Raw genomic sequence first — 17,304 nt, 5'->3', positions numbered from 1 at the left:
TTACTGGGTCTTTGTTGGTCGGCCCTGGCCGAAGGCCTCATCCACCTTCGCCAGGTCCTGCTCGCTCAGGGTGCCGGCGTAGTAGTGCAATTTGGTCCAGGCCATCAAATAGTCGTAGCGCGCCTGGGCCAGGTCCCGGCGGGTGGTAAACAGTTGTTGTTCGGCATTCAGCGCATCGAGGTTGACCCGTTCGCCGCCCAAAATGCTTTGTTTGGTCGAGATCACCAGCGCTTCCGCCGACGTCAGGGCCTTCTGATAAGCCCGCAATTTATTGACCCCCGACAGACAGGCGCTGAACTGGCGGCGCAGCTGGATCAAGGTTTCCCGGGTCTTGCCGTCCAGCTCGTATTCGGCCTGTTCCATGGTGCGGCTGGCCTGCCGGGTCGAGGCCGAGACGCCGCCACCGGCATACAGCGGCACATTGACTTCAATGCCAATGGTGTTGGTGTCGTAGCGCTGGTTGTAGGTGTTGCCGCTTTCCGATTCGTTCTGGCGCACTGAGGCATAGGCGCTGACTTTTGGCAGGTGGCCGGCGCGGTTGCGTTCGACTTCGTAGCGCGCCACTTCCACCGCCTGGCGCTGGGAGGCCAGGTTCGGGTTGTTGGCCACCGCCATCTCGTGCCAGGTGTCGTAATTGGCCGGTTGCAGGGTGAAGGTCTGGAAGTTCTGATCCAGTGGCGTCAGGTCGGCAATGTCGATGGCTGGCACGCCAATCAGTGCGCCCAGTTCGCGCAGGGCCGCATCCTGTTCGTCACGCGCCTCGATTTCCTCGGCGGTGGCCAGCTCGTAACGTGACTCGGCTTCGAGGATATCGGTGCGCGTGCCTTCACCTTGGCGGAACATCTGCTCGTTCTGCTGAAACTGCTGCTCGAAGGCTTTTTTCTTGGCCCGTGCAATGTCGATCTGGTCCTGAGCGAACAGCGCCTTGGTGTAATTCTCCAGTACGCGAACCAGCAGCTCCTGGCTCTTGCCACGAAAGTTTTCGTCAGCGAACAGCGATTGCGCCACGCCTTTGCGATACGCCGCATAAGCCTCGTAATCGAGCAGCGGCTGTTGCAGGGTCAAGGTCGAGCCGTAACTGCTGTAGTTGCGGTCCTCGGTGAAGTCTGGTCTCCCCTCATTAATTTGAGTGACCTTGGAGGTGTTACGCCCCTTGTTGTAGTTGTAACCGAGCCTCGGCAACAGGCCGGCGCGGCCGATGGCACGGTTTTCAAGGCCGGCATCGCGCTCCTTGATGGCGCCGAGGAACACCGGATCATTGCGTAACGCTTGCTCATAAATGTCGAACGGCCCCATGGCCATCGCACTGTTGCACGTCAGCAACGCCAGGGTCGCTGCGAGCAGGGAAAGCTTATTCATACAGCCGAACATCCTTATTCCTCGGTCAACGCGGAGCCTGCCCGGTCGAGCAGCGGCTTGAACAAATAGTTGAGGAGTGAACGTTCACCGGTACGCACGAACATTTCTGCCGGCATGCCCGGCTTGATCACCAGACCGTTGAGTTTTTCCATGGCCTGATCACTGACGCTGCTGCGCAGCACGTAGTACGGCACACCGGTTTTCTCATCGACCATCTGGTCGGCGGAGATCAGGCTGACTTCACCGGGGACTCGCGGGGTACGGCTCTGGTTGAACGCGGTGAACAGAATGTCCACCGGCAAGTGCGTGCCGACTTTGTCGATCAGGTTGATCGGCAGGTGCCCTTCCACTTCCAGGCGTGTGCCTTGCGGGACGATCTCCAGCAGAGTGTCGCCCTGACGCACCACCGCGCCTTCGGTATGAACCCCAAGGTTGACGGCGATGCCGTCGGCGGTGGCGATGATTTCGCTGTGTTGCAGATCGAAGCCGGCGGAAGTCAGTTGCTCTTCCAGGGTCACGCTTTTGAGTTGCGCGTCGGCCAGTTGGCTGCGGACTTCCTTCTGGTATTCCTCGCTGTGCTGTTGCAGTTTCAGCCGGGATTCAAGGATGCCCTGCTCCACCCGGCCGCTTTCGCCGGTGTTTTCTGCCAGCTGTTGCTGCACTTGCGACAACTGACGCTGGTAATCCATCAAGCGGTTGCGCGGGATGTAGCCGTTGTCCGCCAAGGGCTGAAGATTGCTCAACTGTTGTTGCAGGGAGCTGGCCTGGGCCGTCAGGTCGGTGCGCGCACGGCGCATGCCAGCCAGTTGCGCGCTGGCGCCTTCGATGTTCGCGCGCAGGGCAGCTTGCTCGCGGGAAAAGGCTTCGCGACGGCTGCTGAACAATTGCCGTTGGCCTTCGAGCACCAGGGCCAGACGCGGGTCAGGATCGTTGCTCAGCTCGGCGGGGAAATTCACCTGCTTGAGGTTGTCCCGTTCGCTCTGCCAGCGTGCCAGGCTGGCCCACGCCATGCGGTATTGCGCTCGTAGCGATTGTACGTCGGCCGCGACCTGGGTCTGGTCGAGGCGGAACAGGGGCTGGCCCTGCTTCACCACCTGCCCTTCGCGCACCAGAATCTGGCTGACCACGCCGCTGCTCATCGATTGCACGGCTTTGCGCTTGCCCGAGACCACCACAGTCCCCTGCACCGGAATACCTTGATCGAGCGGCGCGAGGCTCGCCCAGGTGAAGAAACTGCCGGCGCCGACAATCGCCAGAATCCAGCCCATGCGCGCGAAGAAGCGCGCGTCGCGCTCAGGGCGTTCGGCGATGTAGTCGTGTTCCATCGTCGCTTCGCTCTCGTTGTTCATACGTGTGCTGCTCATACACCCGAATTCCTTGTCGTGGGCTGATACTGCCGGCTCATGCTGAGCCCGCCCGGTGCCTGCGCAGGTTTTTCACGTTGCTGCTCCTGAGCGCCGGACAGCGCCTTGAGCACTTCCTGGCTTGGACCAAAGGCCTGCAAACGACCTTCGTTGAGCACCAGCAACTTGTCGGCCTGGGCCAGGGCCGAAGAGCGATGGGTGACCAGAATCACGCTGGTGCCCCGGGCCTTCATGTGCGCGATGGCGCCGGCCAATGCCGCTTCGCCAACGGTGTCGAGGTTGGAGTTCGGTTCATCCAGCACCACCAGACTCGGATTGCCGTACAGCGCGCGAGCCAAGGCCACGCGTTGCTTCTGGCCACCGGACAAGCCGCTGCCGTCCTCGCCAAGCACGGTGTCGTAGCCTTGCGGCATGCGCAGGATCAGTTCATGAACACCAGCCTGTTGCGCGGCTTCGACGACTTTTTGCGGATCCGCTTCACGGAATCGAGCGATGTTCTCGGCGATGCTGCCGCTGAACAGTTCGATGTCCTGGGGCAGATAACCGATGTAAGGGCCGAGGTCGTCGCGGTTCCAGCGATGAATGTCCGCGCCATCGAGCCGCACCGTGCCGCCCAGCGTCGGCCAGACGCCGACCAGCACCCGGGCCAGGGTCGATTTACCCGAACCGGAAGCCCCGAGCACGCCCAGCACTTCCCCGGCGCCCAGGTTGAAATTGACCATGTGCAAGGTCGCTGCCCGTTGCCCCGGCGGGCCGGCGCTGACTTGCTCGAAGGTGATCTGGCCTTTCGGCGCCGGCAGCGCCATGGCTTCGTCAACCGGTGGGTAGGCTTGCAGCAAGCCATCGAGACGGCGGTAAGCGAGTTTGGCGCCGCTCCACTGTTTCCACACGGCGATCAACTGATCGATGGGACTCAGCACCCGGCCCATCAGGATGGAACCTGCGATCATCATCCCGGCGGTCATGTCACCCTTGATCACCAGCAAAGCGCCCAACCCCAGCACCAGGGATTGCAGGCACAGGCGCAGGGTTTTGCTCAGGGAGCTGATGACCGCGCCGGTGTCACTGGCCTGATTCTGCAAGCCGAGAAAACGCGAGTGCACCTCAAACCAGCGCTTGCGCAAGACACCGAGCATGCCCATGGCCTGAATGGTTTCGGCGTTATGCAGGTGACTGGTGGCCAGTTGGCTGGATTTCTGGGAAAACCCCGCGGCTTCGCCCAAGGGCTTTTTGGTCATCGCCTCGTTGAGGCAGGCCAGTCCGATCAGCAGTACCGCGCCTGCGGTGGCCAATACGCCGAGCCAGACGTTGAACAGAAAGATCACAAACAAGTAGACCGGAAACCACGGTGCATCGAAGAAGGCAAACAGCGCCGGACCGGTGACGAATTGGCGAATATGGGTCAGGTCACCCAGGGATTGCCCCGCGTTGCCCTCGCCCTTGAACAGGTTGCGCTCGAAAGCGGCTTGATACACCCGCAGGTTGAAACGGCGCTCCAATTGGCTGCCGATACGGATAACGATAAAGCTGCGCACGATTTCCAGTAGACCGATGAAAGCGAAAAACCCGACCACCATCAACGACAACATCGCCAGGGTGGTTTCGTTTTGCGAAGACAGTACCCGGTCATAGACTTGAAGCATATAAATCGATGGGACCAACATCAGCACATTAATCAGTGCGGTAAAACACCCGACGCTGATCAGGATGCTCTTATAGTCGCCCAGCGCCTTGAATAACGGGGCGGTGGCCGGGCTCTTCGCCATCTTCATTGGTTTTTCCTGAGGTATTAATCCTCGCCTTACTTGGCAAGGTTCCAATTAACTGTCCGCACATGGCCGAGACATTTTTTTGCCGGTTGTCGCTTACACATCAACAACAACTCTTTGTGCTCTTCAGAGCGTTCCGGCTATTGATCTGCTGCTTATAACGGCAATAACTATTTTTATATTCACTCAGGCATTATTTACTTGATGCGCCAGTGCGCTCGAGGGTAATGATCAGACCTGACTTCAAGGTGCTTTTATAAAGCCCCTCATGCTGTAGGCTGAAAAACACAATTTTCGAGCCTTCTTTACCGGTCACGGCAATGCCATCCGGTTCCGGAAACCAGCCAATCGCCGACTGGTTCAGCCAGGCACCGAGGCAGTCGGCCCCCTCACCCAAGGTCTGGTTCAAATTGAACTCGATCGTGCAAACATTCGACGGCTTGTCTTGCAACACCTGGGACTCGGGCGAGTCTTGCGCGGTGATCAAGGTGGCCTGCCATTTCCCGGCGAGTTCCGACGGGTCGGCTAATTTAAGACTGCGTGCCATGGCTACATCTCCAAGAAACATCATCAGCGTCGCCAACAGCCACGCGGTTGCCTTGCAGGTAAAAGCGTTGTGGATCATAAGGCGTTTTACTCATGGTTATAGCCTTGCTCATAGCACCTGCCGTTCAGAGGCAGAGAGCGGCGCGTCAAGCGCCGCCCTCCTTTTGCCTTGAATCAGGCCACGATGTCCGAGAACGCCGCCTGGCCAACGGTGCTGACCAGGAAGTCAGCCACGCCGTGCCCGGAGAAGTCCACCGACAACAGGCTATTGCCGCCCGAAGTGGTCAATACCGCATCGCCTGCCGCACCGGTGAACGAGTTCACGAAATGCAGGCCCGCGCCTTTGGTGATGCCGGTCAGGTCGATCTTGTCCAGGCCACTGACAAAGTCGAGGATCTGGTCGACCGCACCTGGTTTGGAGTCGCTGCTGGCCGCGAACACAAAGGTGTCCGAGCCCGAACCGCCCCACAGTTTGTCCGAACCGCCCGCGCCGAAGAGGATGTCGTTGCCGGCACCGCCCTTCAGCTCGTTGGCCACGCTGTTACCGATCAGCAGGTCGCTGCCCGAACCGCCAATCGCGTTCTCGACGGTGACGCCCTTGGCGATGGACACGTTGCCCACCATGCCGCCAACGTCGGAGAACGAGGCCTCATTGAGGTTGATTTTCTGGTTTTGGGTAAAACCGGAGAAGTCCAGGGTGTCCTTACCGCCCGCATCCCAGACCGAGAACACGACTTTGTCCGACGACGAAGACGCGCTCAGGAAGTCGCGACCGGCGTTGGAGTTGAAGCCGTAGGTGGTATCACCGGTACGGGTGGTGGTGTTGGCACCGTAGAGTTTCTGGATGGCGGCGATATCGTCCATCAGCGGGCCGGAGGAATAGGCTTCCACACCGCCCTTGCTGAAGTTCTGGTCGGTATTGCTTTCACTCCAGTAGCTCATGACGCTGTAGCCGCGGGTGTCTTGCCCGTAAGTCGCGTCATTGTAGGTCGGTGCGCCTTCACCGGCGTTGTAGTCGCCAGGGTGAGCCAGGCCCAGAGAGTGACCGATTTCGTGGGTCAGGGTCTGACGGCCGTAGTTGTTCAGGTCCGGCGTCTTGTTGACGTTATAGCCACTGCCCGTCAGATACCACGAAGTACCGTCATAACCTGCACCGGTACCTGGCAAGTAGGCGAATGCTGCCGCGCCATCCTGACCACCACTGTAGTTCCCGAAAGTCATGTGACCGTCACCACCGGAGGACTTCTCGGTGAAGGTGACATTGGCCACGTCGGCCCAGGATTGCATGGCGAGTGCGGCCTGTGCTTTCTGTTGCGCGCTGAACTGGCTGAACCCGGTAATGCCGTGCTTGTTCATGGTGCTCGACGAGGCCGAGGTCAGGAACGTGTAGGTGAGTTCGATTTTGCCGCTGCCGTCCTTGTCCTGGTAGGCAGCGCCGTCACGCAGCAGCTGGGTAGCAGCCTCGTCGACGGAGAAGGAGGGTTTGCCATTGACCGTGAGATTGCCACCCCGGTCATACTGATGGCTGAAACTATCGATCTGGTTGTAGGCGGAACTGGGTGCAGCCAGCGCTTGCAATGGCGCAAAGGCCTGTTCGGCAAGATCAATAGCGTTGTCTTTTACTTTCGACATAAACACACTTCCTTGTTTAGCAATGGAACAGTTTTTGTCCGATACGACAATCTCTGGCGAGATCGTCCTATCACTCGCCCAATGAAGGCGTATAAAAACTGACACAATTCGAAATCAAACGTCTACATTTTTTTTGACGTCAAATTGAGTGGTTCCGGCGAACTCCAGTAAACAGTACGTGTGCTGTCGAAATATAGTTTTTAGTTGAAGGTTTTAGCCGGATTGTCCGACAATTTGTTATTTAAATATTAAATATGGGTAAGTTGTTTTTCTGTAGATGAGTTCGCATTTTTTTGGCTTATTAATATAAGTGCCAGTGTATTGCTATCAACTAAATTAAACGTCCAGTTAGTTGCAGCGGTGCCGGAGACAGGCTCCGACGACCAGTTAATTCCAACGCCGCCCTCAGACCATGCTTGTCATTGCGGCCTGCTAGACTGATTACGCCTTGGCTGCTGATCGGCGTTGCCAGGCCACCGCATCCGAGCGGTCAAAGCCCCTGTCTCCTGATCTGGAGGTATCCCATGAGCGACAGCACCGAACTCACTACTTTTACCGGTTGGGCCGCAACGGCGCCCGGGGCTCCACTGGAGCGCTATAGCTACGACCCAGGTCCATTGGGGAAAGATGAGGTGGAGGTCGCAGTGGAGTATTGCGGCGTCTGCCACTCCGACCAGTCGATGATCGATAACGAATGGGGCCTGAGCAACTATCCCTTTATCCCCGGTCACGAGGTGGTCGGCAATATCGTGCGAGTGGGTGCACAGGTACGCGGTCTCGAAGTGGGACAACGGGTGGGCGTTGGTTGGTACAAGGGCAGTTGCATGCATTGCGCTTCGTGTATTGGAGGCTCCCACAATCTGTGCAGCACAGCCCAACCCACCATCATCGGCAGCAACGGGGGCTTTGCCGACCGTCTGCGTTCGCATTGGGCCTGGGCGCTTGCGATACCGGACGGACTCGACCCGGCCATGGCCGGACCACTGTTCTGCGCCGGTTCGACGGTGTTCAACCCGCTCGTGGAATTCGACATCAAGCCTACTGACCGGGTCGGTGTGGTGGGTATCGGCGGCCTCGGTCATCTGGCACTGCGCTTCCTCAACGCTTGGGGTTGCGAAGTCACAGCCTTTACCTCGTCGTTGAGCAAGCAGGACGAAGCCAGGCGCCTGGGCGCACACAACGTCCTCGCCTCGACCGACAGTAACGCGCTGAAATCCATTGCCGGTACACTGGACTTTCTCTTGGTCACCGCCAACGCCGACCTCGATTGGCCGGCCATGCTCGGAACGTTGCGCGGCAAGGGCCGCCTGCACTTTGTGGGCGTGGTGCCTGGCGCTATTCCAGTGCACGTGTTCGACCTGCTTCCCCAACAAAAGAGCATGTCCGGCTCGCCGGTCGGCTCGCCCAGTACCACGGCGACCATGCTGGAATTCTGCGCACGTCATCAGATCCTGCCGCAGGTCGAGCACTTTCCGATGAGCCGGGTCAACGAAGCCATCGATCACCTGCGCAGTGGCAAGGCGCGCTACCGCGTCGTGCTGGACGCCAGCAAATGACAGATTTCAGATGCGCAAGTGCGCACTCATGTAGTCAATGAACACGCGCAGCTTGGGCGAGGCATAGCGGCTGGCTGGCCACAGCATCCAGAAGACGACCTGGCGATCCACGTAATCGTCCAGCACGGTGACCAGTTGGCCGCGTTCCAGCGCTTCGCGCACCAGGAAGGTAGGCAGAAAGGCAATCCCCCTGCCCTGGATTGCGGCATAGGCAAGAGGCTCGATTGTGTTCGACGTCATCGTGGCGGGCAGCACCAATTCAGCTTCGGATGTTCCGAGTCGCAGCGGCCAACGCTCCAGCTTTCCCGTTGCGGGAAATTTGTGTTGCAGGCATGAATGGCTCTCCAGCTCACGCGCAGAAGTGGGCATACCATGCCGCTTGAGATAACTTGGCGACGCCACCAGCACATGTGCGCAGGAGCCCAAGCGGCGCGCGGCCAAGCGCGAATCGGTTTGCTCGCCGGTCCGAATCACCGCGTCAAACCCTTCCTCGATCACATCGACCATGCGGTCGCAAAAATCGATATCCAGTTCGACTTCCGGATACCGCTCCATGAACCCGTCAAAGGCCGGCATCATCAGGTCGCCCAGTAGAGGTGTGCCCACGCGAAGCCGCCCACGTGGACTGCCAGCCAAGCCTGACAGCTCGGACTCGGCAGCGGTGACCTCGCTGAGGATGCGGCGGCATCGCTCAAGGAACAGAGCCCCCTCGGCCGTCAACGTGATACTGCGTGTACTGCGATGAAACAGCCGTACATGCAAGCGCTCCTCCATCCGGGCGATGGCTTTGCCCACGGTCGAAGACGACACCCCCAACTGCCGGGCGGACTCGGTAAAGCTGCGCGTTTCGGCAACTTGCACGAACATTGAGATGCCACTCAGACTTTCCATCACGTTTCCTGCTTTCCCCGGTAGCCCCCCACCAACAAGGCGGGATTACGGAAAAACCATCCGAAATGTTCGGCATCGCGGGACATTTTTCTTCACGCATTTTACGCCTACATTGCGCCCATCCCGCCACTGATAGGTATCGATGTCATGTCCAAACTGCATACGAGCGTCCAAATAGGCCCATACCAGATTGCCCATCGCGTCGTTCTGGCGCCCCTTACCCGCATGCGTGCCGAACCAGGTGCTATTCCTGGCCAACTGATGGCCGAGTACTACGCCCAACGTACCACTGCCGGTGGCCTGCTGATCGGCGAAGCCACTATCGCCGCACCCAATGGCAATGGATACCTCGGTGCTCCCGGTCTGTATGACGACAGCCAGATCGCCGGCTGGAAGCTCGTGACCGACGCCGTTCATGCCAAGGGCGGCAAAATCTTCCTGCAGCTCTACCATGCGGGGCGCCAGTCCAATAGCCTGCTACAGCCGAACGGCGCCCAGCCGGTGGCTCCTTCCGTCGTGGACCACGGCGGCCTGGCCTACACCGAGTCCGGCTGGACCCCCGGCTCCCCGGCGCGCGAACTGACCATCGCTGAAATCCGCGGGCTGGTAGACAGCTTCCGCGCCGCGGCTGCACGCGGTATCGCAGCCGGATTCGACGGCGTGGAGTTGCACTCGGCCAACGGCTACCTGTTCGATCAATTCCTCCAGGACGGTAGCAACAAACGTACGGATATCTACGGTGGTTCGTTCGAGAACCGCAGCCGGTTCCTGCTGGAAGCAGTAGAAGCAGTGATCTCCGTCTGGGGCAGCAATCGGGTGGCGGTGCGCCTGGGGCCGAGCGGCAATTTCGGTGATATGTCCGACAGCGACCCTGTTGGCCTGTTCACCTATGTCGCGCGCGAACTGGACAAGCTGGACCTCGCCTATCTGCATCTGATCGAGCCACGCATTTTAGGTGTCGCCGAGGACGAGCGCCGGGACCAGAATCCGGTGGCATCCCAACTCATCCGCCAGCACTACAAGGGCACCCTTATCGCGGCGGGCGGCTTCTCTGGTGAATCGGCCAAGGCGATCCTTGAGGCCGGCGATGCCGACCTGGTCGCTTTTGGCCGCCACTTCATCGCCAACCCTGACTTGCCAGAGCGCCTGCGCAACGACTGGCCGCTAAACCCGTACGACCGCGAGTCGTTCTTCGGTGGCACCGAGGTGGGTTACACGGACTATCCTTTTCATCCGCGCGACGCGCTGTTCACCCCTGACTTCATCAATCAAGGAGAAGTGTCATGCGTATGACCGGCAATACCATCTTCATCACCGGCGGCGGCTCCGGCATTGGCCGAGGCTTGGCCGAAGCCTTCCACAAGCTGGGCAATAAGGTGATCATCTCTGGCCGGCGCAAGGAGCGGCTGCAAGAGACGCTGGACGCCAACCCCGGCATGGCCGCCGTTGTGCTGGACATTACCGATCCGGGCAGCATCCAGGTGGCAGCGCAAACGCTCATTTCCAATTACCCGGACTTGAATGTGCTGATCAATAATGCCGGCGTCATGATGCTGGATCACGCAGACAAGCCAGTGGACGATGCGCTCGCGCTGTCGACCGTCACCACCAACCTGCTCGGCCCGATCCGCATGAGTTCGGCACTGATCGAGCATCTGAAGGCTAAACCTGATGCAGTGATCATCAACGTCTCCTCCGTTCTTGGTTTCGTGCCGATGGCCGTGACGGCGGTCTATTCGGCGACCAAGGCAGCACTCCATTCCTACACGCTGTCACAGCGTTACCTGCTGCGCGAACAAGGCATTCAACTGGTCGAAATCGCGCCGCCTTGGGTACGCACCGAGCTGCTCGATAGCAGCGAGGAAGAGCGCGCTATTCCTCTCGACCAGTTCATTACTGAAGCGATGAAGCAGTTCGAGAGTGGCGTAGACGAAATCCTCGTCTCTCCAGCCGAGGCTATGCGTGCCAACCCCGGCCCGAACGAGCATGCGTGGGTCAATCAGTTCAACGACATGATCGCAGCCGGGCCGACTCTCGGCTGACCGCTACCGCGTCGGGCGCCCCCAGCGGTCGCCTGCTCCTAATAGAGTTAACGGGACCAAGACTATGACCAGACGCACACCAGCCGAGAACAAGGCAATCGCTCTCGAAGGCTTCGAAACCCTATTCAATCGCAAAGATCTGGCTGCGGCCGAACACTTCTGGTCGCCTTCCTATGTTCAACATAGTGCTCATGTGCCCCCAGGTCGCGAGGGCCTGTTCGGCCTGGTAGCCACGGGGTCGCCCGACCTGCGTTACGAATGCCAGCTCGCTGTGGCACAAGGCGATTTCGTTATGCTGCACGGCCGGTTCTCTGGCCTCGGCCAGCCGGCGAACTGGGTCGTAGTCGACATTCTCCGCCTCGAGGACGGCGTGATGGTCGAACATTGGGACGTCATCCAGGACGAGGCGACGCGCGAAAGCTCCGCTGGCGGTCATCCCATGTTTGGAGATCACTTCCCGGGCTGACGGTGGGCAATATCAGAGCCTCTCCGTTCAGTGCATGAAACCTTCCATGAACCCCGCAACCCGACTGGCCAGTTTGCGTCGCCAGGGCGCGGTGGCCGGGTTGGCCAGGGTCTGGTCTTCGTGGACGAAGCTGCGGATGATCGCGTTGTAACCCAACCAGCGGCAGGGCTCCGGCTCCCAGGCTTTGAGCGCGTCGAGACCACCCTGAGGAATGACCCACGGCTGGCGGACCAACTCGGTGTCGCGCTGAAGAATCAGGTCGGCCAGGGTTCGCCCGCCGAGGTTGCTGGCTCCGACGCCCTCCCCGCCATAACCGCCGGACAAGGCGATGCCGCTGGCCTGATCGCAGAGCATGTGCGGCTTGAAGCGCCGGGACATGCCCAGGTTGCCGCCCCACGCATGGGTAATTCGGACGTTCTTGAGCTGCGGAAAAAGTTCGCTGAACAGGTAGCGCCGCAACTCTATTTCGCTGGTGGTCAAGTCGAAGTCATGGCGCAACTTGCCAGCAAATTGATAGCCGCCACGGGCACCGAACACCAAGCGGTTATCCGCCGTACGCTGGCCATAGGTGACTTGCCGGCTGCTTTCACTAAAGGCCTGGCCGTGGCTGAGGCCGATTTCGTCCCAGGTCGCGGCGGACAGCGGTTCGGTCGCCACCAGCAAACTCTGGACCGGCAACTGGTAGCGGTCCAACGGTGGCAACGTGGCGGCATACCCTTCTACCGCCGGCACGATCCAGCGGCTGCGAACCTGCGCCTTGGCCGTACGCAAACTGCCCGACTGCCATTGAGTGACCGGGCTGTTCTCATAGATGTTGACCCCCATACGCTCCACCGTCCGTGCCAGGCCTCGGACCAACTTTGCCGGGTGAAGGGTCGCGACGTGCGGTGCATAGATACCGCCATAAGGTTTGGCAATTCTGATCTGTTGCGCCAATTGCTCAGGACTGAGCCAACGGTAGTCGCTTTCGGTCAGCCCCTCACGGTAGAGCGTGTCCAGATAATGGCGCAGGCTGGCTTCCTGCTCCGGATAGCGCGCAGCACAGTAAAGCACCCCACCTTTGCGATAATCGCAGTCGATGCCTTCTCGTTCGAGCACGATCTCTACTTCATCAGGGATGCCGTGCAGCAGGTCGAAAGAGGCGCGCCGTTGTTCGGCCGGTAAATCGGCGAGCAAGCGATCTTCGCCCAGCAGGTTGCCCATCAGCCAACCGCCGTTACGGCCCGAAGCACCAAAACCCGCGATGCTTGCTTCGACGATGGCAATGTTCAGCTCCGGCGCCAGGCGCTTGAGGTAGTAAGCGGTCCAGAGCCCGGTGTACCCGGCGCCAATGATGGCCACGTCGACGTCCAGATCCTGCTCCAGCGCCGGGCGCGCCAGCAATGGCTCGTCGAGTTGATCCATCCATAAACTGATCGTGCGCCACGCCTGCATGCAAGACTCCACCACTGAAAACTTCGATGGCGTCGATCCTAGTGCGTGGGCTCAGGGATTGTCTTGCGCGCGTGCACGCAAAGAAATTTGTTTGGCGTAAGCCTTGGGCGACAGACCGGTGTGGCGGCGAAAACAGCTATAAAACGCCGACAACGAATTGAAGCCAGCCGCGAAGGCCAGTTCGTCGATGCGCAGTGGCGGCGTGGCGGCGTCCAGTGCCGCAAGCAAATGCTGCAACCGCGCCTGATTGACGTAACGGTAGAAGCTTTGGCCGAGCACCTGATTCAGCAGATAGGAAATCTGATTGCGGCTGTACCCGCACTCCTTCGCCACCCGTTGCAGGTCGAGTTCAGGATCCAGGTACGGTTGCTGGCGCTGGAAGTACTGCTGCAAATCCTCGGCCATGAAACTCAGCTGCCGCGGTGACAGCCCGAGCCGGCTGACCGCCGGGCGCAAGTTGGGGGCGGCTTTGCTGGACGCTTGTTCGTGCACGAGCGAGGCGTATTCATTGACCCGCCAGATCAGCCCGTCACGCACGGTAATGGCCTCGCTGGCCCGAAACGACACCAACCCTTCACCGCCGCGAAGCGTTATGCGGTATTGAATGAACGCCGTGTTGCCGTCCAGGCGAATACGGTCCGAATGCTCCAGGGCCTCATCCGGATCGCGCGGCATGCTGTCGCGCACATACTCGCGCAACTCATCCAGCCCCATCACGCGGTTCTGGAAAAAATCGTTGTACTGAATGTCCGGGTGATAAAGCGCCATGACGCCGTCCAGATCCCGGTGTTTCCAGCGCAGGTGGTAACGCATGACTGTCTCGCCCGTGGCCTGGGTTTGCAACGGACCATCATCATCGGCGTGCATAAGGGACTCGACGAGAAAAAACCGAGCTTGCCGAAGTTCTCACCGGGCTTCAATGACCCCGTGGAATGCCCCGGCAATATTGGCCTTTCGCCACAAAATCGGTGTCTCGTGATCTGCGTCAAAAAAAATGAACCAATCGCTAAACGGACTGAAAAATTCCACATGACTTTCACATCCGGATGCTACTTTTAAAGACAGTCACCGGTTGAGCCATTGAAGGTTCTTCCCTCCTAACATGAGCTAAAGGAAGCGCTCGATGATGAAGGTGGGCAACACATGAATGAAAGGTCTTTCAGCAAAGTCACTTTTCCAAATGCCTGCCAGCTGATGCGCTGGCATTTTCATCCCATGGGTTTCGAAGCCACCATGGATGCACCGGGCAGTATGGTTGCCCGGCTGTTCGACCGCGCCAGTGGTGAAACCTTGATCGCCATCGCCGGCATTCCTTGCGCAACAGTCATGAATGCGGCGGATGTAGAACGAATCATCGAAGCTGTGGAAGATGAGCTGGAAGCGTTCATTCCGCCGCAGGCTCTCAGGAGTTATGCCTGACGACCAGCGCGCCACAAAACCTGTGGGAGCGGGCTTGCCCGCGAAGGCGGTGTGTCAGGCAACATTAATGTCGCTGACACGCCCTCATCGCGGGCAAGCCCGCTCCCACATGGATAGTGTTTAACTGATCCGCATCAGGGCCTGAGCCAGATCAGCGCGCAGGTCTTCGACATCTTCGACCCCCACTGACAAACGCACCAGCGCATCGCCGATACCGAGTTGTGCCCGGGTTTCGGCGGGGATGCTGGCATGGGTCATGATCGCCGGGTGCTCGATCAGGCTTTCCACCCCGCCCAGGCTCTCGGCCAAGGCAAAGATCCGCACGCTCTCGAGAAAGCGCTTGGCGCCAGCCAGGTCGCTGTTCAGGTCGAGGGAAATCATTCCGCCGAATCCTCGCATCTGCCGCTGCGCCAGTTCGTGCTGCGGGTGCGATGGCAAGCCCGGATAGTAAACGCGCGCCACCTGCGGCTGACGCTCCAGCCATTGCGCCAACTCCAGCGCGTTACTGCAGTGGCGCTCCATGCGCAGCGCCAGGGTCTTCACCCCGCGCAACGTGAGGAACGCGTCGAACGGCCCGGCGATAGCCCCCACCGCGTTCTGCAGAAAACCCAGGCGCTCGGCCAGTTCAGCGTTCTGCCCGACCACCGCGATGCCGCCGATCACGTCGGAGTGACCGTTCAGGTACTTGGTCGTCGAGTGCAGCACGATATCGAAGCCCAACTCCAGCGGGCGCTGTATCCACGGGCTGGCGAAAGTGTTGTCGGCCACACAAATGATGCCTCGCTCGCGACAGGTGCGCGCGACGGCGGCGAGGTCAGTGAGGCTCAGCAAAGGATTGCTCGGCGTCTCGACCCAGACCATCCGCGTGTCGTCCCGCAGCGCTGCTTCGAAGGCCGCCAGGTCAGTCAGATCGACGAAGCTGAAACGATGCCCGGCACTGCGCTGACGCACCTTGTCGAACAGTCGGAAAGTACCGCCGTACAAGTCATTGCCGGAGACAATGTGGGCGCCAGCATCGAGCAATTCGAGCACATTGGCGATCGCCGCCAGCCCGGAAGCGAAGGCGAAGGCCCGAGTACCGCCCTCGAGGTCCGCCACGCAACGCTCCAGGGCGAAGCGCGTCGGGTTGTGCGAACGCCCGTAGTCGAAGCCCTTATGCACACCCGGGCTCTGTTGCAGATAGGTGGAGTTGGCGTAAATCGGCGGCATCAGCGCCCCGGTGGAAGGGTCCGGCGTTTGTCCGGCATGGATCACACGGGTGGCAAATCCGCGTGGCGCGGCGGTTTCATCGTGCTGACTCATGCGAGGGATCTCCGCAAGTGATTGAGCATGTCGACGCGAGTAATCAGGCCGTGGAAGCCCGACGTGTCGGCGATGATCGCCACCAACCCGCGATCGAGCACTGCCTCCAGCTCAGCAAGACTGGCGCCGGGAGGCAGGGTTTCGAGCTTGTCGGTCATCGCGCTGGTCACGGTCATGCGAAAGTGCGTAGCGTCTTCGTGCACGCCAAACAGAATGTCGGACTCGTCGATTACCCCGACCAGCCGCTGCCCATCCACCAGCACCGGCAGTTGCGATACATCCGCCAGGCGCATGCGCTGGAAAGCGGTGAGCAAGGTGTCGTCCGGCCCCACGCTGACCACCCGGCCATCCTCGAAGCGCCGCGCGATCAGGTCACGCAAGTCACCATAGCGTTTGCGCGCAAGCAGCCCTTGGTCGTTCATCCACTGGTCGTTATAGACCTTCGACAGGTAGCGGGTGCCGGTGTCGCAGACGAAACTGACCACCCGCTTCGGCTCGGTTTGTTCGCGGCAGTAACGCAGCGCCGCCGCCAGTAACGTGCCGGTCGAAGAACCGCCCAGAATCCCTTCGGCGCGCAGCAATTGGCGGGCATGATCGAAGCTTTCCTCATCGCTGATCGAATAGGCCTTGCGCACGCTGGACAGGTCGGCAATCGACGGAATGAAGTCTTCGCCAATGCCCTCCACCGCCCAGGAACCGGGCGTACCAAGGGTGCCGCTGCGACTGTATTCGGCCATTACCGAGCCGACCGGATCGGCCAGCACCATTTCCAGATTCGGTTGTACGCGCTGAAAGAAACGGGTCAGCCCGGTCAGCGTGCCGGCCGAACCGACGCCGACAACGATGGCATCCACATCATGCTGAGTCTGCGCCCAGATCTCCGGCGCGGTGCTGCACTCGTGGGCCAGCGGGTTGGCCGGGTTGTTGAATTGATCGGCGAAGAACGCGTCGGGAATGTCCTGCGCCAACCGCGCAGCGACGTCCTGGTAATAATCGGGATGGCCCTTGCCGACGTCGGAGCGGGTGATGTGCACTTCGGCGCCCATCGCCTTGAGGTGCAGGACCTTCTCGGTGGACATCTTGTCCGGCACCACCAATACCACCCGATAACCCTTGGCTCGGCCGACCAAAGCCAGGCCAAGTCCCGTGTTGCCGGCAGTGGCCTCGACGATGGTGCCGCCGGGGCGCAGCCGGCCATCGCGCTCGGCGGTGTCGATCATCGCCAGGCCGATGCGGTCCTTGATCGAACCGCCGGGGTTCTGCGATTCGAGTTTGAGAAACAGTGTGCACGGGCCGGTATCGAAGCGGCTGATACGCACCAGCGGCGTATTGCCGATCAGTTCGAGCACGGCGGGACGGGAGTCGTTCGGCATGTCGTCACCTCGCTGCATGTATCCGCACTGGATGGACAGCGACCTGCGGCGAATCATTGCGCGCCAGTCGCAAGCAAAGCCTCGCCTTGGACCATAGGCCGGGATCGCGCCCCTCGCAACTTTTCGCGGCCAGTCGGTCGCGTCTCTGTGG

At 60.2% G+C, this 17,304-nt stretch carries 15 protein-coding genes; 5 read left to right on the top strand and 10 right to left on the bottom strand.

The features are described 5' to 3' along the window. From AB7M22_RS11250 to AB7M22_RS11230, 5 genes are all read right to left on the bottom strand, one after another. Entirely contained in the window at nucleotides 1–1,371 is a 1,371-nt protein-coding gene (locus AB7M22_RS11250; RefSeq protein ID WP_454186326.1) for a TolC family outer membrane protein, read from the bottom strand. Between the two features lie 2 nt (nucleotides 1,372–1,373). Next, a complete protein-coding gene (locus tag AB7M22_RS11245) occupies nucleotides 1,374–2,723 on the bottom strand; it encodes an HlyD family type I secretion periplasmic adaptor subunit (protein ID WP_454186325.1) in 1,350 nt (449 codons plus the stop codon). Next, the gene (locus tag AB7M22_RS11240) at nucleotides 2,720–4,495 is read right to left on the bottom strand and encodes a type I secretion system permease/ATPase (RefSeq protein WP_454186324.1); all 1,776 of its coding nucleotides are present in this window, start codon (nucleotides 4,493–4,495) and stop codon (nucleotides 2,720–2,722) included. The genes AB7M22_RS11245 and AB7M22_RS11240 overlap by 4 nt, the downstream gene beginning before the upstream one ends. Before the next feature lie 190 nt (nucleotides 4,496–4,685). Next, nucleotides 4,686–5,117 (bottom strand): AprI/Inh family metalloprotease inhibitor, encoded by a 432-nt coding sequence (locus tag AB7M22_RS11235; RefSeq protein WP_454186323.1) that lies wholly within the window; start codon nucleotides 5,115–5,117, stop codon nucleotides 4,686–4,688. Between the two features lie 95 nt (nucleotides 5,118–5,212). Further along, nucleotides 5,213–6,670 (bottom strand): serralysin family metalloprotease, encoded by a 1,458-nt coding sequence (locus AB7M22_RS11230; protein ID WP_454186322.1) that lies wholly within the window; start codon nucleotides 6,668–6,670, stop codon nucleotides 5,213–5,215. A 524-nt stretch (nucleotides 6,671–7,194) separates the two neighbouring features. Here AB7M22_RS11230 and ahr point away from each other — a divergent pair. Further along, nucleotides 7,195–8,226, top strand: coding sequence for an NADPH-dependent aldehyde reductase Ahr (ahr, locus tag AB7M22_RS11225; protein ID WP_454186321.1), 1,032 nt, complete (start codon nucleotides 7,195–7,197; stop codon nucleotides 8,224–8,226). Nucleotides 8,227–8,232: 6 nt separating this feature from the next. Here ahr and AB7M22_RS11220 read toward each other — a convergent pair whose 3' ends face one another. Then, nucleotides 8,233–9,117, bottom strand: a complete 885-nt coding sequence (locus tag AB7M22_RS11220) for a LysR family transcriptional regulator (protein ID WP_454186320.1) — start codon at nucleotides 9,115–9,117, stop codon at nucleotides 8,233–8,235. Between the two features lie 147 nt (nucleotides 9,118–9,264). Between AB7M22_RS11220 and AB7M22_RS11215 the strand changes: the two genes are divergently transcribed. From AB7M22_RS11215 to AB7M22_RS11205, 3 genes are all read left to right on the top strand, one after another. Next, on the top strand, nucleotides 9,265–10,410 hold the full coding sequence (locus AB7M22_RS11215) for an alkene reductase (RefSeq protein ID WP_454186319.1): 1,146 nt from the start codon (nucleotides 9,265–9,267) through the stop codon (nucleotides 10,408–10,410). Continuing rightward, nucleotides 10,401–11,159 (top strand): SDR family oxidoreductase, encoded by a 759-nt coding sequence (locus tag AB7M22_RS11210; protein WP_454186318.1) that lies wholly within the window; start codon nucleotides 10,401–10,403, stop codon nucleotides 11,157–11,159. The genes AB7M22_RS11215 and AB7M22_RS11210 overlap by 10 nt, the downstream gene beginning before the upstream one ends. A 64-nt stretch (nucleotides 11,160–11,223) precedes the next feature. Then, the gene (locus AB7M22_RS11205) at nucleotides 11,224–11,625 is read left to right on the top strand and encodes a nuclear transport factor 2 family protein (RefSeq protein WP_454186317.1); all 402 of its coding nucleotides are present in this window, start codon (nucleotides 11,224–11,226) and stop codon (nucleotides 11,623–11,625) included. Nucleotides 11,626–11,652: 27 nt separating this feature from the next. Here the strand turns inward: AB7M22_RS11205 and AB7M22_RS11200 are convergent, their stop codons facing one another. Next, entirely contained in the window at nucleotides 11,653–13,059 is a 1,407-nt protein-coding gene (locus AB7M22_RS11200; protein WP_454186316.1) for an NAD(P)/FAD-dependent oxidoreductase, read from the bottom strand. Between the two features lie 51 nt (nucleotides 13,060–13,110). Then, nucleotides 13,111–13,926, bottom strand: a complete 816-nt coding sequence (locus AB7M22_RS11195) for a helix-turn-helix domain-containing protein (RefSeq protein ID WP_454186315.1) — start codon at nucleotides 13,924–13,926, stop codon at nucleotides 13,111–13,113. 276 nt (nucleotides 13,927–14,202) lie between these two features. Between AB7M22_RS11195 and AB7M22_RS11190 the strand changes: the two genes are divergently transcribed. Beyond that, nucleotides 14,203–14,478, top strand: a complete 276-nt coding sequence (locus AB7M22_RS11190) for a DUF1652 domain-containing protein (protein WP_454186314.1) — start codon at nucleotides 14,203–14,205, stop codon at nucleotides 14,476–14,478. Between the two features lie 120 nt (nucleotides 14,479–14,598). Here AB7M22_RS11190 and AB7M22_RS11185 read toward each other — a convergent pair whose 3' ends face one another. Further along, nucleotides 14,599–15,780, bottom strand: coding sequence for a cystathionine gamma-synthase (locus AB7M22_RS11185; protein ID WP_454186313.1), 1,182 nt, complete (start codon nucleotides 15,778–15,780; stop codon nucleotides 14,599–14,601). Further along, nucleotides 15,777–17,153, bottom strand: coding sequence for a pyridoxal-phosphate dependent enzyme (locus AB7M22_RS11180; RefSeq protein ID WP_427623846.1), 1,377 nt, complete (start codon nucleotides 17,151–17,153; stop codon nucleotides 15,777–15,779). The genes AB7M22_RS11185 and AB7M22_RS11180 overlap by 4 nt, the downstream gene beginning before the upstream one ends. Nucleotides 17,154–17,304 lie beyond the last annotated feature (151 nt).

The organism is Pseudomonas sp. ADAK2 TE3594, assembly GCF_053628675.1.
Note: the sequence above shows the minus strand (reverse complement) of the source record. Positions and strands in the feature narration are given on the sequence as shown.